The organism is Aquimarina algicola (assembly GCF_006443095.1).
Taxonomy (GTDB): Bacteria; Bacteroidota; Bacteroidia; order Flavobacteriales; family Flavobacteriaceae; genus Aquimarina; species Aquimarina algicola.
Map to the genome: position 1 here is coordinate 349504 of NZ_VFWZ01000002.1, position 24298 is coordinate 373801.

21 protein-coding genes are annotated in these 24298 nt (G+C 31.2%); 9 read left to right on the forward strand and 12 right to left on the reverse strand.

The window, feature by feature from the left end:
• Window positions 1-38: 38 nt before the first annotated feature.
• Genes FHK87_RS05305 through FHK87_RS05315 form a run of 3 tightly spaced genes read right to left on the reverse strand, consistent with a single transcriptional unit; the run spans window position 39 to window position 2641 of the window.
• Window positions 39-1094 carry a nucleotidyltransferase domain-containing protein gene (locus FHK87_RS05305; RefSeq protein ID WP_140590977.1) on the reverse strand — a complete coding sequence of 352 codons (1056 nt, stop codon included), beginning with the start codon at window positions 1092-1094 and terminating at the stop codon, window positions 39-41.
• 41 nt (window positions 1095-1135) lie between these two features.
• Window positions 1136-1870, reverse strand: a complete 735-nt coding sequence (locus tag FHK87_RS05310; RefSeq protein WP_140590980.1) for a nucleotidyltransferase domain-containing protein — start codon at window positions 1868-1870, stop codon at window positions 1136-1138.
• A gap of 60 nt (window positions 1871-1930) precedes the next feature.
• A complete protein-coding gene (locus FHK87_RS05315; protein ID WP_140590983.1) occupies window positions 1931-2641 on the reverse strand; it encodes a hypothetical protein in 711 nt (236 codons plus the stop codon).
• A 96-nt stretch (window positions 2642-2737) separates the two neighbouring features.
• Between FHK87_RS05315 and FHK87_RS05320 the strand changes: the two genes are divergently transcribed.
• From FHK87_RS05320 to FHK87_RS05335, 4 genes are all read left to right on the forward strand, one after another.
• Window positions 2738-3754: a helix-turn-helix transcriptional regulator gene (locus FHK87_RS05320; RefSeq protein ID WP_140590986.1), complete on the forward strand. Its 1017-nt coding sequence runs from the start codon at window positions 2738-2740 to the stop codon at window positions 3752-3754.
• Between the two features lie 621 nt (window positions 3755-4375).
• The gene (locus tag FHK87_RS05325; RefSeq protein ID WP_140590990.1) at window positions 4376-5977 is read left to right on the forward strand and encodes an isocitrate lyase; all 1602 of its coding nucleotides are present in this window, start codon (window positions 4376-4378) and stop codon (window positions 5975-5977) included.
• Window positions 5978-6400: 423 nt separating this feature from the next.
• Window positions 6401-7006, forward strand: coding sequence for a carboxymuconolactone decarboxylase family protein (locus tag FHK87_RS05330; RefSeq protein WP_140590993.1), 606 nt, complete (start codon window positions 6401-6403; stop codon window positions 7004-7006).
• Window positions 7007-7027: 21 nt separating this feature from the next.
• On the forward strand, window positions 7028-8119 hold the full coding sequence (locus tag FHK87_RS05335; protein ID WP_140590998.1) for an MBL fold metallo-hydrolase: 1092 nt from the start codon (window positions 7028-7030) through the stop codon (window positions 8117-8119).
• A 146-nt stretch (window positions 8120-8265) separates the two neighbouring features.
• Here the strand turns inward: FHK87_RS05335 and FHK87_RS05340 are convergent, their stop codons facing one another.
• Both FHK87_RS05340 and FHK87_RS05345 read right to left on the reverse strand, forming a co-directional pair.
• A complete protein-coding gene (locus FHK87_RS05340) occupies window positions 8266-9135 on the reverse strand; it encodes an HmuY family protein (RefSeq protein WP_226294100.1) in 870 nt (289 codons plus the stop codon).
• Window positions 9136-9156: 21 nt separating this feature from the next.
• Entirely contained in the window at window positions 9157-11241 is a 2085-nt protein-coding gene (locus FHK87_RS05345) for a TonB-dependent receptor plug domain-containing protein (RefSeq protein WP_140591001.1), read from the reverse strand.
• A 105-nt stretch (window positions 11242-11346) separates the two neighbouring features.
• On the opposite strand from FHK87_RS05345, the gene FHK87_RS05350 reads away from it, so the two are divergent.
• Genes FHK87_RS05350 through FHK87_RS05370 form a run of 5 tightly spaced genes read left to right on the forward strand, consistent with a single transcriptional unit; the run spans window position 11347 to window position 16726 of the window.
• On the forward strand, window positions 11347-12249 hold the full coding sequence (locus tag FHK87_RS05350) for a DUF6607 family protein (protein WP_140591004.1): 903 nt from the start codon (window positions 11347-11349) through the stop codon (window positions 12247-12249).
• 2 nt (window positions 12250-12251) lie between these two features.
• Entirely contained in the window at window positions 12252-13643 is a 1392-nt protein-coding gene (locus FHK87_RS05355; protein WP_140591008.1) for an ankyrin repeat domain-containing protein, read from the forward strand.
• 1 nt (window position 13644) lies between these two features.
• Window positions 13645-14136 (forward strand): DUF2271 domain-containing protein, encoded by a 492-nt coding sequence (locus FHK87_RS05360; RefSeq protein ID WP_140591012.1) that lies wholly within the window; start codon window positions 13645-13647, stop codon window positions 14134-14136.
• Window positions 14137-14149: 13 nt separating this feature from the next.
• The gene (locus tag FHK87_RS05365) at window positions 14150-16348 is read left to right on the forward strand and encodes a PepSY domain-containing protein (protein ID WP_140591015.1); all 2199 of its coding nucleotides are present in this window, start codon (window positions 14150-14152) and stop codon (window positions 16346-16348) included.
• 24 nt (window positions 16349-16372) lie between these two features.
• Window positions 16373-16726: a DUF6686 family protein gene (locus tag FHK87_RS05370; RefSeq protein WP_140591019.1), complete on the forward strand. Its 354-nt coding sequence runs from the start codon at window positions 16373-16375 to the stop codon at window positions 16724-16726.
• 290 nt (window positions 16727-17016) lie between these two features.
• Here FHK87_RS05370 and FHK87_RS05375 read toward each other — a convergent pair whose 3' ends face one another.
• The 7 genes from FHK87_RS05375 to FHK87_RS26625 all read right to left on the reverse strand — a co-directional run bounded on the left by FHK87_RS05375 (window position 17017) and on the right by FHK87_RS26625 (window position 24168).
• Window positions 17017-17583, reverse strand: coding sequence for an RNA polymerase sigma factor (locus FHK87_RS05375; protein ID WP_226294101.1), 567 nt, complete (start codon window positions 17581-17583; stop codon window positions 17017-17019).
• A gap of 267 nt (window positions 17584-17850) precedes the next feature.
• Complete coding sequence (locus tag FHK87_RS05380) at window positions 17851-18519, reverse strand: response regulator (RefSeq protein WP_140591025.1); 669 nt, start codon at window positions 18517-18519, stop codon at window positions 17851-17853.
• Between the two features lie 12 nt (window positions 18520-18531).
• A complete protein-coding gene (locus FHK87_RS05385) occupies window positions 18532-20454 on the reverse strand; it encodes an ATP-binding protein (protein ID WP_226294102.1) in 1923 nt (640 codons plus the stop codon).
• A 151-nt stretch (window positions 20455-20605) separates the two neighbouring features.
• Window positions 20606-20761: a hypothetical protein gene (locus FHK87_RS26085; RefSeq protein ID WP_226294103.1), complete on the reverse strand. Its 156-nt coding sequence runs from the start codon at window positions 20759-20761 to the stop codon at window positions 20606-20608.
• 404 nt (window positions 20762-21165) lie between these two features.
• Window positions 21166-21405 carry a hypothetical protein gene (locus FHK87_RS05390; RefSeq protein WP_140591034.1) on the reverse strand — a complete coding sequence of 80 codons (240 nt, stop codon included), beginning with the start codon at window positions 21403-21405 and terminating at the stop codon, window positions 21166-21168.
• Window positions 21406-22600: 1195 nt separating this feature from the next.
• On the reverse strand, window positions 22601-23464 hold the full coding sequence (locus FHK87_RS05395) for a helix-turn-helix domain-containing protein (RefSeq protein WP_140591037.1): 864 nt from the start codon (window positions 23462-23464) through the stop codon (window positions 22601-22603).
• A 77-nt stretch (window positions 23465-23541) separates the two neighbouring features.
• Entirely contained in the window at window positions 23542-24168 is a 627-nt protein-coding gene (locus FHK87_RS26625; RefSeq protein ID WP_226294104.1) for a hypothetical protein, read from the reverse strand.
• Window positions 24169-24298: the final 130 nt, after the last annotated feature.

Genomic DNA, 24298 nt, shown 5'->3' on the forward strand with positions numbered 1-24298 from the left:
TATTATATTACACTATTTAGCTCAAAAACATCAAGCAATTATCTCTTATAGTAACTATTTCTTACCTCAAAAATCAATTGATTTACATATTCAAGCTTTGGTCTTTCTATTAAATTAGAATGTTTGTAAGAAATCCCCAGGCTTTCTTTTAATACTTCAGCTTTATTCACTAATTCGTCGTACTCAAAATCTCCGTTTTTAATTCCTAATAAATAATCACGGTCTGATCTTCTTACATTCACAACATTTTGTTCTGCAATTTCTTTTGCCATATGCAATAATCGAAATGTATGCATCATATTTTTGGTATCATAATTTTTACCATGCGCTACATTATTTTTGTATCGTTCTTCATTTCTTTTTTCGACCCAAGACCAATATTCTACATATTTTTTACAATATGACGAATATCCTTCGACATTAAAATACAGTAATGCAATCGGTTCTTCTTCTTTAGGAACAGAACTTAAACAAACCTCGTTAGCATTTTTTCTTGCTACACCTTGATATCCCATATTTTTTCCGTAGAAAAGATTATAACAATCTTTCATATGTGGAATTTTAACCAATCCACAATCCTCTGCACTTATTTCATTTTTAGCCAAAAACGCTGTAAGTAAAGTTGATTGTTTATTGGTTCTCACGTAACAGAAGTCCGATACTGATTTTCGTTTTTTCTCTACAGGGTTTACAATTTTTTTATTCAACCCTCTTGCTTTTTTGATCTGGGTATATGCATAATTTGCAAATGTATCTTTGCATTGTTTTGATAAAAAATACTCCATTTTGATTTGATCAAAAATTGGATCTTTGATTAATATGCAATCTTCAGGCACATTCAATAATTCAAGAATATTAGGGTTGTTTTTTGACAACAAAGCAATGAATTTCCTTAACTCATAATATACTACATCATTTGTTTCGTTATTGATTTGTTCTACATACTGTAGTGCATAATATTCTTCTTTTGGTGCAATATAAACACCTCGTATATCGGTATCAGATGATGCGGTAGCGAGTCCATATGCTCGGCTACCGCTGATACATTCAAAAATTATATTTCCTGAGGCCTTAAGCTCTTTTATAGTTTTCATTAGTTTAAATAGTACTTGTTGAAGTATACTCAATGCTCATTTTACATTGTTAATACTTTATATAAAAATTGATCTATCTTGTTTGCATCAGGTTTACCAGAAGGCAATGACTTGGAATACTTATCATTATTAGTTATAGTTTCTGACACAAAACGTATTATTTTTTCATTTCTTGGATGCAGATAACTCTCATTATTTTCTGATTTTATATTCATGAGCTCTCTTATTTGATTCGCCACATCATCAGATATCATAGGAAGCATTTCACTAAAAACCACTGGGGGCATTGTTTTATATTCTAAGATCCATTTTCCTGCCATTGAGGTGCGTAATGCATAAAATAAATTCTTTAACTTAACAGTTCTATCTCCTAATTTTTCTTCATACTTTTTACTCATACTCAAGTAATGAAACATACAAGCGATTGGAGAAAAACACTCTAATGCTATAGTTCTTAACTCTGAAATAAACGCATCATCTCCCTTATAAAGAATCGGTGAAAATAAATGTTCTAAGGCCGGGACATTCGATTTTTTAAGTAATCTTAAGCTTTTGCGAAGCTCCCAACCTACAGCATCAAAATCTCCATCCATTATATCAATAGTATCTCTTTTTTCGGATACCGAAAGATACCATTCTATAGGTTTGGTATATAAAAAACGTACATCATAATCACTATCAGGAGAAGCAAACCCCCATGCTCTGCTGCCTGATTCACAAGCATAATCTATACAAACATTATACTTTTCTTCTATATTTTTAAGTTTTGTTTTCATTGCTATTTAATTATGACACAAAGATGAGACTATACTACGCAATTATTTTACGTAGTGATTTTAACAAAATGTAAGATCGTATTTATTTTCTAAAATTGTATATGCAATAGATATTCTATTTGCTAGTGTTTTATTGTTTGTTTTGAAGAATACATCTTCAATTTTAGACAACATGATCTCGGATGACAACCATTCTGATATTTTATTGTAATTTCTAGTATTAACTTTTAAGTTGAATCCACTTAATACACCTTCAACGATAAAAAGTGTAGATTTTAATGTCTGAGTATTTGACCATTCTGATAAAGCTATCTCCAAATAACCATATTTTAGCATAATATTCAGGACATCTTCAATTAGATAATCTGTCGTATTTTTATCATTGATAGTTGTATACCAAAGCGCAATGAAATAATCTTCAATCGCATTTTGTTCTTCAATAGGCCAAGTCTCCCATTCAGAATAATTTAGTTTTTCATAACAGACAAAATCATGCAAAAAATCACTATTGGGATACCTCATCAAATCTAAAATTCTCGGTAAGAAATGCTTATAATCATCTATAGTACCAAAAGTAGAAACTGCCGATCTAAAAAAGTGTTCTAGTTCTTCTTCTGATAATTGTTGCAATGGCTTATTCGCAATTTGTTTAATTTCTTTATTAGTTACACAACAAAAACAACTATTTGCTCTGAGCCTGGCAACATCAATATGGTATTTCTCAAAAATATTATATAAGTTCTGGACGGATATATCTAGTTTTTCTTTCATCTTTTCTTTCTTATCGACAATCAAAGATTTTAATTTACTACGTAATCATTTTGCGTAGCATTTTCCTTTTCTTATTTTTAGACTAAACTCAAAAAAATGGCACTAAACAAAAACGCTTTAATTCGTTATAAAACAATTGACAAATGTTTACAAAACAATAACCAACAGTGGACACTAGATAAGTTAATTGATGCTTGTTCTGATGCTTTATACGAATATGAAGGGAGAGATATAAATGTAAGTAAGCGTACAGTTCAATTGGATATTCAAATGATGCGAAGCGATAAATTAGGATACAATGCTCCTATAGTTGTTTATGATCGTAAATATTATAAATATGAAAACCCTGATTTTTCGATAACCGATATCCCTATTACCGAAAATGACATGAGCGTTCTAAGTGAAACTGTAGAAATGCTTAAGCAGTTCAAAGATTTTTCTCTATTTACAGAGCTAGGGGGTATCATACAACGTCTAGAAGATAAAGTCTATACAGAAAAAACCAAAAACAAATCTATCATTCATATGGATAGAAATGAAAACCTTAAAGGACTTCATTTCTTAGACGAGCTTTATCAAGCAATTTTAAAAAAGGTCGTACTCAAACTAGAGTACAAATCTTTCAAAGCTAAATCTGCAAATATCATTACACTACATCCATATATATTAAAGGAGTTTAATAATAGATGGTTTTTGATTGGGAAAAGAACTGGAGCAAAAGGAATTTCTAACTTAGCGCTAGACCGGATCATTACTATTGATTACGATTTTAAGCTTTCGTATTTTGAGGCCGACTTTGATCCTGATCAATTTTATAAAAATGTGATCGGAGTTACAGTAAATCAAGGAGAGCGTCCTACTCCTATTCAACTTCGTATAAACGCATATAACGCACCATATGTAATAACAAAACCACTACACCATTCTCAAATACTTGAAGAAGAAAATGAAGATGGAAGCATTATTGTAAGCATAAAAGTGAAAATTAATTTTGAACTAGAACGATTGTTGCTAGGTTTTGGAGAGAGCTTAGAAGTATTAAAACCTAAAAGACTTCGCAAAAGAATTAGTGATAGATTACATCAAGCTTCTAAAGCATATTTACAATCTTAACTTACAAAAATCAAATTTCAACATAGAGCACCTCATATTTTTTATATTTCATAAAAAATTCTCAATTATTTTTTAGGAACTCATATCATCTAAAAAAACAAAAACTTTATAAATATATAATATTTTGATTTTCAATTAAATACAATTAAAAATCAAAAATCTTTTGTTGTTCAAAATTCAAAAAAAAGAGTTTTGCGAACATGAAAAATATTTATTTTTATAAAAATTTAGCGAACGTTCGCTTTTTTAATTAAAAACTTTTTTATAATATTGTCCTGTAATTAATTTACTACGATAACAAGTAAATCATTTAATCAAGTTGTCTATTCTCTTTTTAGTAAAAGAAAATTAATTTTTATCCTAAAAAAAATGACAGACAGCACATTATGATCTTCTTGATCGTATAATCAAAAAAGAACCCTACACATATCTATTCTGATATTAGAGTTCAAATTATTAATAAAAACAAAAAATCTAAAGGATGAAATCTCAAGTAAAAACTAAAACATTGGTTACAAATTGGGCTATTAATAATACGATTGATTACAATGTATATGATGATAACGCATAAAAAACCAACTAAAATATTAACCTTAAAATAAAATTTAAAAACATAATATTATGACTACTTATAATTCAGTTCTTGATGCTGTTCGCAAACTAAAAGCTAAACATGGTGATACCTGGGCAACAATAAGTCCAGAGAATACAGCACGTATTGCTATGCAAAATAGGTTTAAAACAGGGTTAGATATTGCTAGATACACTGCATCTATTATGCGTAAAGACATGGCAGAATATGATGCAAATCATGTAAATTACACACAATCTCTAGGTTGCTGGCATGGTTTTGTTGCGCAACAAAAAATGATTTCGGTAAAGAAACATAGAGGCACAACAAACAAAACGTACTTATATCTTTCTGGTTGGATGGTAGCGGCATTACGTTCTGAGTTAGGACCTTTACCTGATCAGTCGATGCATGAAAAAACTGCAGTACCAAAATTAATTGAAGAGATATATACTTTTTTGCGTCAGGCAGATGCTGTAGAATTAAATGATCTTTTTCGTCGTCTTGATGCAGGAGAAGACGTTCAAGCCGAAATCGATAATTTTGAAACACATGTAGTACCAATTATTGCCGATATCGATGCTGGTTTTGGTAATGAAGAAGCAACATATCTTTTAGCTAAAAAAATGATTGAGGCCGGCGCTTGTGCTCTTCAGATTGAAAATCAAGTATCTGATGCTAAGCAATGTGGTCATCAAGACGGAAAGGTTACTGTACCACACGAAGATTTTATTGCTAAGTTAAATGCACTTCGATATGCTTTCTTAGAACTAGGTGTAGACGAAGGTGTAATTGTTGCAAGAACAGATTCTGAAGGTGCTGGTTTAACACAAAAATTACCTGTATCTCAAGAAGAAGGAGATCTCGCTTCAAAATACATGGATTTTATTGAAGCAGAAGAGGTACTCTTGGATGAAGTGAGTGATAATGATGTTTTATTTAGACGTAACGGAAAACTAGTTCGTCCTGTGCGTATGCCAAACGGACTATATAAATTTAAAGAAGGTTCTAATATTGATCGTGTTGTATTGGATTGTATTACGAGCCTTGAAAATGGTGCTGACTTATTATGGATCGAGACTCCTACTCCTAATGTGAAGCAAATTGCTCACATGGTAAATCGAGTTAAAGAAAAAGTACCAAATGCCAAGTTAGTATATAATAATTCTCCATCATTTAATTGGACTATCAATTTCCGTCAGCAGGCATTTGACATAATGATAGAAGCTGGTGAGGATACCTCGACTTACAATCGTGCAGAACTGATGGATGCTAAGTATGATGGTACAGAATTATCAAATAGAGCAGACGAAATGATCAGAAATTTTCAAGCTGATGCTTCTCGTGAAGCGGGTGTATTTCACCATTTAATTACACTGCCGACTTATCACACTACTGCATTACATATGAATGATTTAGTAGAAGGATATTTTGGAGATCAGGGAATGTTAGCGTATGTAGGCTCTGTTCAACGCCAGGAAATACGTAAAGGTGTATCTTGTGTAAAACACCAAAGAATGGCAGGTTCTGATCTTGGTGATGATCACAAAACCTTCTTTGCTGGTGAAAAAGCTTTAAAAGCCGGTGGAGCAAAGAATACTAGTAACCAATTTGAAAGTACAGAAACTCCAGAGTTAGTTCTTGATAAATAAATTTAGTTAGGAAAAGTGAGGATAGGAAGAATAAAATTATTCTTCCTATCTTTTTTTGTTCTAAAAAGATTTTCACACTCATCAATTATTAGTATAGTATATTTTTGAAACCTTCTTTTCAATCTATTGTTTCATTAATTACGTTATTTTAAAATAAAAACAAGTATATCCAAGTTGTAGCTCATTGTTAATAGTCAAGGCTAATTTCACTTTCAAAGTTAAAAATTGATAGTGACCACTTATTTCCAAATGAATTTAACATAGAACTTACTGGGCACGAGGATCTAAATGCGTATGTTTTCATAAAATAATTTCACTTTCGTTTTAAAAGTTATTTCTATTTATTATTTTTACTTCCAAAATGAAAGTAAAAATACTCTTTTAGTCAAGGTAACTAAAGCTTGAAAAATAGATTTCATAAAAATGAAAAACGACAACACTTACGCATCAAAACTGCAACCTGTAACGGCTAAAAATGCTAACGAAGCTCAATTAGAAGTTCTGGAATACACAAAGAAAAAAATGGGGTTTATTCCTAACTTACAGAAGAATATGGCCCATAATATTGGACTACAAAAAGTATACAATTATTCTGCTGAAATATTTCGAGAAGAATCTGGATTTTCTCCTATAGAGATTGAAACAGTCTACATCACCGTTAGTTTTGAAAACAACTGTGATTACTGTGTTGCTGCGCATTCAATGTTAGGTTCAGTAAAAGCGAAGATGCCTAGTGATGTAGTAGAAGCTTTACGTAAAGGAAAAGAAATACCAGATTTCAAATTAAATACTTTACACAACTTCACCAAACACATGTTGCTGACTAGAGGTTGGCCAGATAAATCCGAAGTTCAAAAGTTTTTGGATGCAGGATATACAGAAAAGCACATTTTGAGTATCATTCATGCCATCGCTACAAAAACTCTAAGCAATTACACCAATCATATCTTCCACACCGAATTAGACGCTCCATTAAAAGTTTGGGAATGGAAACCTCTTAGGAAAGTTGTGTCTTTTTTTAAACGATAATCATATTCAAAATAAATCAAGATGTTATACTTATTATACATACTAATCATACTTATCATCACAATTACAGCTCTAGGAGTTTGGATCAAAGGTGGAGGACAGAAGGCAGAAAATTCAATTCCTGAGGTTCTCGAAGGACCTGAATTTAAAACTTATAAAGCTGTTACACCCGAAAGCCCACTCAGATTGAAACATTTTATCTCACAATCTAACGAAATCAATGTTTCTTCAAGTTTAGTTATGGGACATAAAGAGATTATTGTATTTACTGCTCAAGCCACCAAATATGCCGCAGAACGATTGGCAGACGAGATTGAAAAGACAGGTTTAAAATTAACCTATGTATATTTAGATCATGCACATTTAGACCATTCGCAAGGCGCTTCAGTACTTATCAAAAGATTTCCTGATGCCAAATTTGTTGGAGCTCCAAGAGTTGTAGCATTGCAAAAACTACGCATCAAAGCTGATGATAAAATGGCATTGAAACGCTATGGTGAAAATGCAGCCATTCCTTCGGTTCCATTTGAAGCTTTGGATAGTAATACATTAATGATTGAAGGCAGAGAAATTCAACTCACTCATAATCAGTACGGAGATGTAGGAATCGGATATGAAGATGAGCCTCATACCATCGCTTATATCCCAGATCTAAAAGCATTATTACCAACAGACATTTGCTATTTTGGCGCTCATATGATGATGGGAGGTACTACACCAAAAAGCAGAGCCAAATGGAAAGAACAATTAAGAAGCTATCTAAAAATGGATGTAGAGGTAGTAATACCAGGACATATTCCTCGCACCTGGAGTGATAAGTTAACTCCAAAAACAACCATAGAATATAGTCTAAAATATATAGAAGACTATGAAAATGCTCTAGAGTCAAGTAAATCTTCTGATGAAGTAATAGCTAAAATGCTAGAGCTTTACCCTGAACAAGAACACACTTCTGCTTTGTACATTGGAACGTTGATCAATTTTGGAGAAACACACAGGTTATTATTTAACCCCAGACTAGAAAAAGTAATGTCATTTTTACCAAAATCTTTTGTTAAATGGTTTGATAAAAATATGTTTGAGTCAAAAAAGAAAGCAGCAAATCTTTTATAAAGCTACAAGTAGCAATTATAAAACTTTACAAAACATAAAATGTAAATTTTAAACCTCGTAATACAAAATATTACATTTTCGGATATAAAAAACCAGTTGCCAAAACAACTGATTTTTTAAATAGTGGGAGAGATTAAAACATTTAATTATTCAAGAGTAGTCTCTCCCGCATTTGGATTATATACATAACTAAAAGTGTAATATCTTGACGGTTGAGAAGTATCTTCATTTTGATAATAACTTAAAACCTCAATCTTAGCATAATTGCCATTACGAGTTCTAAACACCAATATTTTACCGGGAATTGGAGAGATTATGTTTGTCATGAAGTTATAATTATACCAACCATTGTCACTACCGGTAGGAATTGCAAACGACGTACTTGAATCCTGTACAAAACTTAAACCTTCGGCTGTAGTTACACTAGCAAAAGTACCCGTCGCAATAAAAGCCGCTGCATTACCATTACGTTCAGGTTCATCTGTAGTTCCGGTCACTTCTCCTCCATTTACAGCAATCGTTGTACCTCTAAACGCAATATCCCAATCGGTATCGCTATCTGTTATTTCTCCTGTTTCTAAATCAAATTTGGTAAAAGTTCCGCTAACCGGTTGCCCTGTTCCCTGTCCTCCTGTTTGTGGGGCAAAAACATTTTCTACTTTTTTCTCTATCAGTGGAACTAACACCGTAAAGCTTCCTGCCGAAACTGTTTCGTTACGATAGGTTACCACAACATTTCCTGTTGTTGCATTTTGTGGAACTGAAGCAACTATTGATGTACTAGTAATTGCGCTTATTGTAGCTTCTACATCATTAAAAGTAACTGCTATTTCTTGAGCTGAATCAGGAAAACCTGTTCCGGTAATTGTGACTTCTGTCCCTATAGCACCTTTATCAAGTGATACATCAGTGACACTAAATGTAGCTGCCTGAGGCATATCATTATTGTCATCATCATCGCTACAAGCGATAAAGAACAAACTAAAAAATGTGAGTAATAAAAATCTTTTTTTCATTTTTGATTGTGTTTAAAGTTTTTAAAATTGATAATTTAATCTCGCATACCATTGTATTCCAGGTAATGTAGGAATATTGGTATCCGTATAGTCAAATAGATTATTGGCTCCGATTTGAAGGTTAAAATTTTTAAAAAAAGTTTTATTTGCAGAAATATTAGTAGTTACAAATCCATCAACAAAACTGGTATCATAATCATCTATAAGACCATTACCATTAGTATCAAATAATGCATATTTACTTCTATATATTAATCTTAGATTCAGATTTGTATCAATAGAAGGAATCTCATAGAAAACTTTCAAATTTGCATTGTGTCTAGAGCGATTGACCAATCCAAAATACTCAGACGTAGTTACTGCTATAGTCTCATTAGTTACTGGATCACGAGCAAATATTTCTCCATTCCCAACCTGGTCTTTTTTGGTTTTATCAAAAGCATAGAGCAATTGATATCCCGCATTAATTGTTAAATTAGTATTGAATTTATAACCAATGTTAGTTTCTATACCTGTAGTATAGATTTCATCAAAATTAAAGTAACTAAACACATTTTGTCCATTGGTTTTTCTGGCAATAATTCGAGTATCAATTAGGTTTTCAAAGTCATTTCTAAAAAAATTGACCTCTGCATTCCAGTTTTTCTTTTTATATGTAACTCCTACATTATACCCAATTGAACTTTCTGCTTCGAGAGGATCTTGTAATTCACTCTCAGGAACAACAACATCCAAAATCTGACCTTGATCTTGTAATTCCTCTAATTTTTCTAAAGCCACATTATATCCTAAAACAGTATATCCCACTGCAGAATTTGTAAAATCAAAATACAACTGTCTAAAATCAGGCGCTTTGAACCCATATCCTATAGAAGCTTTTGCAGCGATCTGATCCGTGATTTTATATCGCAATGCTAGTTTTGGACTTAGCTGATTACTATATTCTGAATGATTATCGAATCTAGCTCCTACAATAACATTTAGTTTTTCAAAAAAATCAGCATCATATTGTACATATACATACTGCGAATTAAAATCGACTCTTTCATCAAAAAAAGTACGATCTAACTCATCATACTGAAACCCAAAACCACTTGTGAGTTTACTATTATTTTTGAAAGTATAAATATTTCTGATTTCAGGTCTAAATAGAAGCTGATCAAAATCACTATCAGAGAGTACATCATCAGATATGGGATCTGCTAATTTTTCGGTTGCTGTATAATTGGTAAAGTAAACTTCATACTCAAAAGATACATTTGCTCGTAGTGTATGATCAAAACGTAGATGCGCATTCCATTCTTCTTCTTTACTATCTCCTTCAAAATTAGTATCATTCAAAACAAAATCAGCATCTTGATTTTGATTGTAATATCTGGCAGAAGCAAAAACGGATAATTTTTCAGAAAAGTCATTATATACTCTTGCATTAAGTGTATAATTTTCAAAGGGATTCACAGTTTGTCCTTCAGCATCTGGATTAAGATCATATCCCTCACTAGAAAATCGATTTACAAAAATTCCATATCCAAAGTCTTTAATTCGCTGTTTGATATCGAGATTAATGTCTTGCTGAGTAAACCTACCTATTCTATATGATACGTTTCCTGATAAGGCTTCTTCTTTGGGTTTTTCGGTAATGATATTAATCACGCCACCTAACGCTTCTGAACCGTATAAACTACTAGAAGGCCCCTTTACAATTTCAATTTGCTTTATATTACCTACAGTAAGCCTACTAATATCAAAATTTCCTGCACTTCTTCCTACTAATGGAACACCATCTATCAAAATAAGAATATAATCTGAAGCAATCCCTTGAATTTGTACCCCTTCGAATCCGCTCTCATCAGCAACGGTAATAATCCCTGTTTGTTCATTTAAAATTTCATCAAGACGTATCGTTCCAGAATCAATAATCGTGTTTTTAGAGACCAACGTCACAGGCAACGGTAAAGAAGAAAGCTGTCTTGCTGTTCGTGTTGCAGTAAGCACTACCTCATCTATTTCTGTAACCTTTGTACTATCAGCTTGGATTTCTTGAGAATATGCTTTTACAAGAGTGAAAATAGATAAAACACTTATATACAATTTTTTACCCTTCATTTTTATTTATAATCATTCTTAATAGTAGCAAATATATTCTTTATTTTTATTTATTCTAAATAAATTTAACTAATTTTGAAAAACTTTATATCAAATTGTCATAGCATGAAAAAAGTAATTTATATCGTATTTGGAATTTTAGTATCATCTTCTCTTTTTGCACAAAACAAAAAGGCAAAAGATCTCAGTGCTATTAAAAGCATGTGTGGTTGTTTTGAAGTAACTTTCAATTTTGCAGAAACTTTTCAATACAGTAAAGATTCTTTATACAAAGGATCAAAACCTAAAACAGATAGAGGCTTAGAATGGGCTCAATTGGTTGTTGATGAAAAAGATAAAATTTCGATCCAACATATTCTTCAAGTAGGAAACCCTTCTGAACCTCATATCGTAAAACATTGGAGACAGGACTGGTTATATGAGAACACTGATTTTTATATGTTTAATGGTGAAAACACCTGGAATTTTGAAAAAAAGCCAAAATCTAATGTAAAAGGACAATGGACCCAAAAGGTATATCAAGTTGACGATAGTCCTCGATATGAGGGAACAGCAACATGGGCACATATTGATGGCAAAAGTTTTTGGGAAAACACTACCCCTGCTCCACTTCCTCGAAGAGAAAAAACAACCAGAAGTGATTATAATTTGATGATACGAGGAAATCGTCATGAAATCACAAATACAGGTTGGGTACATGACCAAGATAACGAAAAAATAATTCGAGAGAACGGACAAAAAGATATACTACTTGCCAAAGAAAAAGGGTATAATACCTATGTAAAAGTAGAGGATAGCAGATGTCAAGCAGCATCTAATTGGTGGAAAGAACATCAGCAAAAATGGGCTTTAGTTCGTAATAAATGGGATGAAGTATTTAATAGAAATATAAATTTATCTTTAGAATCAAAAGTTGAAAACAAGGCATTATATAAACATTTATTCTCTGATGACTATACTCAAAAAAATGACATCGCCAAAGTAATAGAATCATTTGTAAAGAATTAAAAATGAAACATCTATTTTATATTCATTTATTATTTATAACAACTGTATGCTTTGCTCAGGACACAAATATCTTTTTGGATCGCGAGTATTGGAAAACAAATCCCAGTATAACAGATATTGAACAAAAGATAAAAGAAGGAAATGATATCGCTCAATTAAACCAACATTATTTTGATGCTGTATCTTATGCTTTACTTGAAAAAGTAGACAATAAAACGATACAATACCTACTATCTAAAAAAGGTAACGAAGTAAATAAATTGACGCATGATGGTAGAACTTATATTTTTTGGGCTGCTTATCGCAATAATCTAGAAATTATGCAGTTTTTGGTTGACAATAAAGCAAAAACTGATATTGTAGATAGTCATGGGTACTCGCTATTAAATTTTGCTGCAATAACTGGTCAATTGAATACCAAGCTATATGATTTTTGTATCAAACATGGTGCTAACATCAATGAAGAGAAGAATCACGATGGTGCTAATGCATTATTACTAGTTGCTCCTTTTATTACAGATCATAGCTTTGTCGATTATTTCACATCCAAAGGCCTTGATCTACATAGTGTTGATGACATGGGTAATGGTATTTTTAACTATGCAGCCAAAAGAGGAAACATAGCATTTATGAAGTATTTGATCGAAAAGAAGGTTTCGTATCAACATCTAAATCATCAAGGCGGAAATGCCATGATTTTTGCTTGCGAAGGCACCAGAGGACATTCAAATGCTGTGGAGGTTTTTAAGTATCTGGAAGAATTAGGTATTTCACCAAATGTAACCATAAAAAATGGACAAACACCATTACATATCTTAGGCTCTAGAAGTAAAGATGTGACAGTGATGGATTATTTCATTGATAAAGGCATTGATATCAATAAGCGAGACAAAAATGGAAAATCTGTTTTGACTCATGCCGTAGCAAGAAACTCTAATGAAATTGTTCAATTTTTAATACAAAAGGGAGCAGATGTATCTGTAAAAGACAAAAAAGGAAACAATTTAGCACATTATCTTCTCAATTCGTACTCGCCCAGAAACATTGAAAACTTTAATAAGAAATACAAGTTATTAGCAAAAAAAGGACTGGATTTGACAACACCTCAAGAGAATGGAAATACTTTATTTCACCTTGCTTTAGACAAAAATGATATTGATTTATTAAAAACAATAAAAGCATTAGATATTGATGTTAATGCTAAAAATAAAGAAGGGATTACTCCTTTGCACAAAGCGGCAATGATCGCAAATGATGATTCAATTCTGAAATATTTATTATCCATTGGAGCCGATAAAACTATAAAAACAGACTTTGAAGAATCTGTTTTTGATCTGGCTCAAGAGAATGAATTGTTACAAGAAAACGATATTGCATTAAATTTTTTAAAATAATATGATTAGATCAATTTTTAGTCTTTTTGCTATTTTTTTTATCCCGATTTTTTCCTTTTTAAGCTTCAACACAACAAACGAAAGCACTAAATATAAATGTCTTATTCAAATGACAAATTACACGGGAGAAGGTGCTTATGTTATAATCTCATTACTTGACTCAAAAGATAATTATCAAAAAACACTGTATGTACAAGGTGATGATGAAGAATGGTATCACGACATCCCCGAATGGTGGAAATTTTATGGAAAAAGACGCCCAGATATCGATGCTATTACCGGAGCTACAATTAGCGGCGGAAAAAGAGCTATAAGCGTTATCGAAATAGAAAATGATAAAATCGACAGTGGATATAAAATCCGTTTTGAAACTGCTGTAGAAGATCAAGAGTACTATAAAGACGATATCGAATTTGAATTAACCTCAGAAACGATTAAAAATAAAGTAGAAGGCAAAGGATTCATACGATATGTGCGTATGCTTCCACAATAATTAGTAGAGCCAAATGACCATTTCAATCTGGAGATATAGCCATCTTGTTTTGGCTATATCTTCTTCTCTTTTTTTGTGTATAGCTTCTGTAACCGGAATCATTTTGGCATTTGAACCTATTACAAATGCTGTACATGCTCATACTATAAAAGAAAGTGAAAATCTTACATTAGCTGAAGTTATTCCGACATTAAAAGCAAATTACGAAGAGGTAATCAACTTTGAGATCAATGCAAATGATGCGGTTATAGCCTCGGTTATCACAAAAGATGGTCAAAGTGAAACTATTTATATAGATCCTTTAACCGGAAAGAAATTAGGAACGCCAACAGAAAAAGCTGCTATTTTTAAGTTTGCAACCAATCTACATCGATCCTTGTTCTTAAAAAGTATTGGACGATTTTTTGTGGGCTTGATCTCATTTTTACTGATCATTATTGTAATAACAGGCATCTTTTTAATCCTAAAAAGACAAGGTGGAATCAGACATTTTTTTGCTAAAATCGAAAAAGAATATTTTGCTCAATATTACCATGTGACTCTTGGTAGATTTTTGTTTATTCCTGTACTTATTGTTGCAGCTACGGGAGTATATTTATCTCTCGAAAGATTTTCTATAATTCCAAAAACAACAATTTCTCATGATCTAGAGGATTCACATTTTACATCATCTCACAAAATAACTATTCAAGATTTTGAAATTTTTAAAACTACATTACTAAAAGATGTAAAATCTGTAGAATTTCCATTTTCTGAAGCTCCTGAAGATTATTTTCTGGCAAAATTATCTGATAGAGAACTCATCATCAATCAATTTGATGGCTCAATCATAAGTGAACAACCATACCCATTTGTAGCCTTTGCTTCTTCTTGGAGTTCATTATTACACACAGGACAAGGAAGCCCTGTATGGTCTATCATATTATTAATAACCTCTTGCGCTCTTCTATTCTTTATGTATTCGGGGTTTACATTAACCATAAAAAGGCGTAAAAACAGTCCTCATAATATGTTCAACGCTAAAAAAGATGAAGCAGAATATATTATTTTGGTCGGCTCTGAAACAGGGAGTACTTTTATGTTTGCTAACCTTTTTGCAAGTGCTTTGTCAACTATAGGAAAGAAAGTTTTTATTTCTGAATTGAATACATATACTCTTTACCAAAAAGCACAATATCTTATCATTTTTACGTCTACGTATGGTATAGGAGAACCTCCTGCAAATGCAAAAAAGTTCGAATATTTATTCAAAAAAATTACACCTATACATCCTTTACAATATGCTGTAGTTGGATTAGGTTCTTTGGCATATCCTCATTTTTGTCAATACGCCCTCAATATTGACAAACTTTTAGGAACAAGTTCGAAACTAGAATCAATATTAGACCCTTATAAAATAAATAATCAATCTTTTACTGCTTTTAAGGATTGGGTATCTCATTGGAATACAAAAACAGGAATTACTTTAAAAATTGAAAGCCCTTCAAAAAAGAGAAAAATAAAACAACAATTATTTACTGTAATCGAAAGATCAGAACGTAATACTGATGACACTTTTTTACTACGACTTCGTCCCCAACATCATATAAACTTTGAGTCAGGAGATTTACTGGCTTTTTATCCCAAAGAAGATCAGGTAGAACGACTGTATTCTATTGGAAAGGTTGATAATGACCTTTTATTAGCAATCAAAAAGCATGAGTTTGGAATCTGCTCGAATTATTTTAGTAAACTCACTCCAAAAGAAACAATAAAAGCAGTAATAAAACGAAATCCTGATTTTCATCTCCCGAATACTCAAAAGGAAATTATTCTTATCGCTAACGGAACAGGAATTGCGCCTTTTCTTGGAATGATTTTGAATCATCAAAACTTTGATAAGACTCACTTATTCTGGGGAGGACGTACCAAAACTTCCATCAAAATTTATGATGATCTATTGAGACAAGGTGTATCCTCAAAAAAAATATCAAGCCTTCATCTTGCGTACTCACAAGAGGAGGAGAAAAAGGAGTATATACAGGATTTGGTCGCAAAAGAATCTCGCCTTGTTGCCAATGCCTTACATAACAATGGCATAGTTATGATCTGTGGTTCAATCGCCATGCAAAAGGATATTATTAAAACTTTAGAAACTATTGTAACTACAGAATTAGGAACTCCATTAGCAAACTTTCAAAGAAAAAATCAAATCAAAATGGATTGTTATTAACCAACAAATATATATCTCAACATTATGTGTCAAAACATCAGAATCATTTCAGAAATCAAAACAGGACAATTGGCAAAATGTGATACTTGCCAACTATATCATTTAACTTTCAATAATCTATTATTTCAATTCACTATAGAGGAATTTGAGAGTTTTAGAAAATATCTTTATCATCTAGAAGTAGATTATTGGGAGCATAAACATATTGACTCAGACTTATCAAGAAAAATTCCTATTCCCACACTTCAGGAAAATTTATTTTTGATGTTCAATAGAAAGGAGATTAATGATTTAAAAAAACTTGTTTTTAATTCTAATTATGACGCATCAAGGATTTTAAAAACTCATGAAATTGAATACGCAGCATATTCAAATTAGCTTGACGACTACCTAGTATTTAACCTTAAAAAACATACAAAATCCATTTATACTAATCGGTAAAACCTAAATAACTCTACCCAAGTGCTAATTAATATATAATTGCGCAATCAGAAATTCATAGTTTTATTGTATAAATGAAAATAGCCTCCACTAATGTTATAAAATTCAATCTAAAACCTTTTTTCAGAAAAATAAAAAACTCTGCCACCTAAAAACATATGGATAGCAGAGTACTATTGAAACCTATGATTACCCCATAAATCAGAGATTTCCTATATTCCTATATCTTAACATACAACTTTCAATTCTTCATACAGAGGATCTTGCTCAATCATTTTTAAAAGCTGTTTTTTGGCCAAAAATTTCTTTTTTCTCGCATAGCCTACAGTATATCCTGTAATTTTCGAAATCTCTTTCATTGACTTTCCTTCAAAAAAGAGATGTAATAATTTTCTATTCTCAGAGCTTAATTTTTGAAAGTGTTTTCTATATAAATGTTCTCTTTCTTTATTCTCAATATTATGTATTATAATATCATTGCTTTCTTCTTCAAAGTAAACTCTTTTATCATCTACAACTAACCTTTGTTTTTTCCTCAATCTATTTTTCCACAAATTTTTACAAATCCCATAAAAATAAGTAGTCACAGGCACTCTCATTTCCACCATTTCAGATTTTAATTTTTGATATAATACCACCAGAGCATCTTGAAAAATATCTTCTACATCTTCAGCGTTACCAAAGTTTTGAAGAATATACCCTTGAACATAGCGTATATTTTCTTTATAAAAATTACTTAATATCCTTTCATCCCCATTAATGATTCCTGTAATCATTATTTGATCTTTATCCATCGCTATACTTAGTTTGTGTCTTTCAGATTCAGGATATAGCTCGGCCTCATTTATCATTCTTCGGCTATTACGGTACAAACATAAACTTACTACTTTATAACACCATACAGATTTCTGTATAGCACTAAGGATTTAAAAAAAATTATGCGTTTAATTACTAAAGACAGTCAATTAATTAAAACTAACATCTTAATTATCAATCCATAAAGGAGAGCACTATGAGTCTCTACGAAAATGAGATAGAATTTGTTAAAGTTTAAGAACTATTTACAACAGTCCCAAATCCTTTACGATAGCCACCAAATGTGTAGTATTTTTGGCTTTGAAATTGTCAAACAGCTTGCTTACTCTTTTATCAATGGTACTCTCACCGTTTGGCGTAATATTTTGTGCGATAAGTTTTAGTCTAATTTCCTTTTTTGTAAATCCATTGGCTAATTCTTCTAGCAATATCATATCCAGATCATCTAAATGCACCATATCACTAGCTTGTAAATTACTAGTTAATTCTGGCGGATATACTTCATCGCCTTGAAAAACACCCTCCACACATTGAATTAATTGTTTGATCGCATGCTGACCTTTACACACATATCCATTAATGCTATATTTATCAAATAACATATTGATTCTGTCCGGCCTATCCTCTTGTGAGTATACTATTATTTTAATATCGGGGTCTACCTTTCTTATATCTTTAATAAGATCAATTCCTGATGTTCTTGTCTGGATTTTATAATCTTTTCTAAAAGAAAGATCTGTAATCAATAATTCGAATGGGGCATTATCGTTGTATTCTTTCCGGAATTTGAGATAAGCATCATCACAGTATTTGGCTTGATGCACATTATGGATACCTATCTTCTCATTTAATACTTTGACAATTCCCTGATTAGCAATTTCATAATCCTCTGCCACCAATACTTTAGTAAACATCTTATAAATTTTTTAACTCGGTATTCGAATTTCGGCTTTGAAACCTTTTTCCTTTTCGGAATCAAAGATAAAAGTTCCATTCATAGCCCGAATACGTTTTTCTGTATTTTGAAGCCCATTTTTAGAATTTAAGTCTTCCTTGTCTACTCCAACGCCATTATCTGAATATTTAATAGTGAGCATGTTATCTTTATTAGAAAATATAAGTACAACAAGACTGGCTTTGCTGTGTTTTTTCATATTGGTCATTAATTCCTGCAATACTCTGTATACGGTTATTTTTAGTGATGTTTCAAAGTCATTCCATACGACCTTATCTAAGCCTCTAACCATAAGCTGAATCCCATTTTTGGTATAATTTCTCAGCATATCGTTGAGTTCTTCAGGAAATGTTTCATCGGTTTCAAACTCATTATTTTCGCGAGAAATATCACGTGCTCTACTGTAGGCAGAATTTAGTTTTTGTTGTATTTGAGGGTCATGAGGATCACTTTGATATTGTAGCATAGCTTGAAAAATATCATTCCCTAACTCATCATGTAACCGTTTTGAGATTCGGGTTTCTGTCTCATAACTTGCTTGAAACTGTACTATTTTATTTTGTTGTGCCAAATACTTGGTACGTTGCCTAAAGAAATAGGAAGCAAAGCTAATCCCTGTAAGGAGTAATAAAATCCCAAGTAGGTAAATAGTGTTTTGATTTTGAACTTCGATAATTTGTTGTTCTTTTTCTTCGGTTTCGAATTTAATTCTTGCGAATTTGTTTCTACTTAGTCTTTCTTGATTCTGAACACTATCATTTAGCTTAATATACAAATTAGCAAATTTTAAGCTTTCTCTATTTTCATTTAAATCTTTTAAAAAAAATAAAGAATTCAACAATTCCTTAATAGAACCAGTAAATTTCGAAATCTTCATAGCTTCTATCGCGTAAACCATAGATAAACTATCCTCGCTGATGGATTTGTAATACTCTGCAATATGAATATTATTAGTGATTAAACCAGAATTATCTTTAATGCTATCTCTAATTTTTAAAGATTTTAAAAAAGATTCTAAAATTCGATCCTTCTTTCCTGATAAAAATTTCGCGTAAGTCATATTATCTATTAAAATGGCTTTGCTTCTAGGTTTACTATCTAAAATACCCTTATGACTTAATGCTTCTTTATATGTTTTTATCGCTAAATCATATTTTTTTTGATTTTTAAAAACAACCCCAATATTGTTTAAAGCTTGTATTTCTCTATACTTACCATTTTTAGTTTTTCTAGCGTATTCTATAGCTTTTTGGTATTTTACGATAGCCTCATCATTTTCACCTAAATCCTTTGAAATAATTCCTAAGTTATTATAACAAAAAAACAAACGATCATAGGCTTTTATTTTTTCGAATTGTTCTATAGCATCTATAATATTAGCCTCTCCTCCACTAAAATCTTTAAATTGTTTTTGAATCAGAGCAATATTATAAAGTGTAGCCCCAAAAGATACTTTTGCCTTCTCATCTAACTTTTTCAGTTTATCGAGTCTTCTATAAATTTTAACTGCCTTATTGAAGCTATAAAATGCGCTATCAGGAATGTTTTTTCTATTATAGTATGATCCCATATTACCAAATGATCTGGCAATGCTAATTGAATCACCTGCTTTAATAGATAATTGTGAGATATTTAAAGTTACCTTTTTAAACAACTCATATTCTTTTAGATTGTAGTATTCTAAACCTATTTTGAATAAAGTAGTAATAACTTTTTCCTCATTTTGTAATTCTTTTGCTAAATCAAATGCTTTGTTTACCGATATTAATTTTTCTTTTCCAGATTCATTTTTAGAATTTTCGAGGTATGAATTAATTATTTCAATATCGACATCCTGCTCTATTGAAATATTTCCACATGATAAAAGACAAAATAGTAAAGTTAAAGTAATCAACTGTTTTAAAAACCTAACATCCATTTTAATTAAATAACAAAAAGAAAGCTAATTTAAGTAGAACTGAATTTAAAAAGAAAATGAAAAGCCTTTTTAAACAAGAAAGAAGGGCAATTTAACATTGCCCCAATGTTCCCTTACGTTTTATAAATTAACCAAAAGGTGACATTTCTCCTTCTCCATCATCTTCATCTGAAACAGTTTCAACCTGGTCTATTCCAAGCTCCTCATTTACTGCAGGAGGGTCGCAAGAAACAAAGTTAAGAACTAAAAGTATACCTAAAAATATATGTAATAAAGTTTTCATGTCGTTATGTTGTTGTTGTTTTCCTTATGTTGGGGTATGCCCATAGGTTTCTACCCCTAGTTAGGTATGTTGTTCATACCTGATCCCTATGGGAAATGGTCAATTGTTTTGGGAAAGTCAACTCCTATACAGTTGCAGTACCCTACTTTCCCCTTTTGGGGTAATAGCAAACCGTATTGGGATTTTATGGCTGATTAAGTGTTTTTCATTTAAATCTGGGGCCTAGTCACCCAGTGCATTTATATACGTCTATATAATGCTGCTCATATGAAAATCTTTAACCGATGATGATCGCAATCATTCAACTATGTCATCAGACCTTAAGAAATAGTAAAAAATCAGAGGGTGTTTTACTACTTTATTTGAGATAGAAAACTTAGCTGGATATGATTACTTATTAAAGCTTACGAAACCCAAGCTTTTGGAGAAGAATAATGTATTCCAATTATAGCTTCACACGAGTTTTCACATATAAATAAGAGTGCTCTTTGCAGTCTTTCGACACCTTTTGATACTGGTATCATTTTTGGGAGAGGATTTACAACCGAAGTATGTAAACCCATCCCAAGGATACTTCCGAATGCGTCGGTCAATAGGCGATCTATGATCTCCTGATCCTTGTTAAAAAATAGATTATACTTCATTTTCTTGGTTGTTTAGTTGTTTATATGTTATACAGTTCTCTGTGAATACTACACTATTATTTTACGTAGTAAAAAATCAGATGTTGTTTCTGTTATTATTGTTCTACAAAGGTTAAAATAATTTTGAATATTTACAAATATTTTAATCTTTATTTAACTGATTATCAGGTGCTTACTGCAAAAAGTAAGCATAAGAGTTCCTGTCCGTTTTTCAACAGATATTCGATATTTTGAAATCACTTATGTATCAGACATTTACTTTCTACCTGCATCAGTTATAAGTGCATCAATTTTTATTCCTTTTAACAGAAAAATTTGCTTCATTTTTTTGAAAAATTTAATTTCTAGTTTAATACTTTATTTATGTAATATTCATAAAAAAAGCGTCCAAGTAATTTGGACGCTCTAGATATATTTATTTTTAATCTTCTTAATTATGTAAAAGATTCAATATAGCCTACAGATGTCCTTTTTCGTTGATTAGGCATTTTTCTAATCCAACGACAATCATACTGTCCTACCAGTAACTCAAATTCGATATGTATGCTATTTTGTTTCACTTTTATTAATATACTAATTTTTACAATATTTTCCTAATGGAATATGCATGGAATATTTGTCAATTTTATTGTTTGATTTTCAATTGAAAAAAAATAAAAATCATTACTCCTTTCTCTATTTTTCCACAGTCATCAAAGAATAATTAAAAGTCCCTAAAGATCTTTTACATATCTATCCTTCAAACTTTTTTATCTTATATTTACAAATCCACAGTATAAAATTTTTACAAAAAAAGCGCTCAATCTCTTGAGCGCTTTTTTTATTATTATTAACAGCCTTTGTTACCTATAATTTTAGGTTTGAAAACCGCTTTTAGCGCCCTTTTTATATAAACTAGATAACATTATAGATATAAAACTTAATTTTTTTGATTCCTAATTTTGCCACAAAGGTGATATAATTTTCGAATATTTTGCAATTTTTTGTAGAATTTCTTTCTAAGATTAGAGTTATACACCTTGTTTTCTTGGATGTAAGTATAAATATTTAACAGCTAAAAAGAATCTTACTGATAGAGAAATTGAATGTATCAGAGGTATTTTTATTTGCGCACTTTATAGGATAGTATTTTATTAAGGTTGTCCAATTGAAATTGATTATAAATTAATATGTGTAGCTTAAGACAATCTAACAATCATAATTTTTCTAGTTTAGCAAAACCTACTGTTTTTCTATAATTATCAGGAGAAACACCTACTTTCTTTTTGAAAAACCTACTAAAATAAAATTCATCATCATAACCAAGACCAGCAGCAATTTGTTTCAAAGGTTTTGAGGTTAAATATAGCTCACGTTTAGCCTCTATAACAATCCTATTAGATATTAATGCACTAGGTGTTTGCTGCAAATATTTTTTTACAATTCCCGCCAATGTTTTAGTACTAACGCACAAAATATCTGCATAATCTTTAGGAGAGTGCAACTCACAGTAATTATTTTCAATGGAATCCATCAAATTTTGCAGGATTTCAGATTGACCATCAGAAAATTTTGGTACTACATCTTTATCAAATTGTTTTTTCTGTCTCACCGCTTCTATTAAAAATACTTTTAAAAAAGCCACAAGAACTTCATGTTGAGCTATAGAATCTCTATCCATCTCTTTTGACATTTGATCTATGAGATTACAAAACAATGCTTCTTCAGAAATTTTAAAATGTTGCAACCCATGAAAATTGTTAAAAAGAATGCCTTCTGTTTCAATTTCATTTTGATGTCGATAGGTACAAAAAAAATCCGGGTGAAAGTTTAATAACCATCCTGAACAAAATTCATCAGAAGTAATCATAAAAGGCTGATAAGGCGATAAGCAAATCATTTGGTTGCCTTGTAATTGATAACTCGAAAGATCTACACTTAATTGACAATTATTTCCTTTGAGTAAAATGATAGAATAATAATTTTTTCTCTGTAAATGGTCAAATTGATCAAGATCTTCAAATCTTTCTAGTCTAAAGGCTAATTCACCATTTTGTTTATCAATAATAATTTGAGCCATAAGAATCTATTTCTTTATTTAGTAATACTTAATAAAAAGAAAGGAGTGCTTGCGACACTCCCTTCTAAAGGTAATCATTATTTCGAAGCTATAATATCTATTTTTTGAATCGCTGATGCTTCAAAACCTTCCAAAAGAACAGGTGCATTTTTCATAAGTGCTGCTGCAACTTTTCCAGTTAAATGAGCATCTCTACCAGAATCATCTGCAAAAGTATCAAAGATTGCATACGTGGTAGCATCTACTTTTATAGCATACCAGGATAAAGTCTTTGACTCATCACTTACTAATTGTTTACCAACTGTAAGGAAGTTTTCTACATCTGTTGTCTTTGTATCTTTAGACTTCATAAGAACAAGCAAACCTTTGTTTTGTAATCCAGATTTATGATTAGAGGCTAATACATCTATTGTCTGGATATCTGTACTAGGATTAAAATTATCTAATAAATCATCAGCATTTGCTAATAATGCTTTGGCAACTTCACCTACTAAATGTGTTTGTCTTCCTTCTTCGACTTCAAAAGTATCATATATTCCAAATGTTTTCTCATCTATCTGAAAAGCAAACCAGGATATGGTTTGAGGTTCTTGATTTACTAATGCCAATCCCCCAAGCAAAAAGTTTTTGACCTCTTGTTCCTTTCCTGGTTTTGCTTTCATAATGACTAATAATCCGATAGTTTCTTCCTTTGTACTGTTCATGATGTTTTTGTTTTTAGATTTTGTTAGGGTACAAATTTGGGATAAAACAGAAGAAGATAGAATGAACATTTATTACTTATGCATGGATAATTTTTCAAAAAATAATGTTACTCAATCCAGTATGCACATA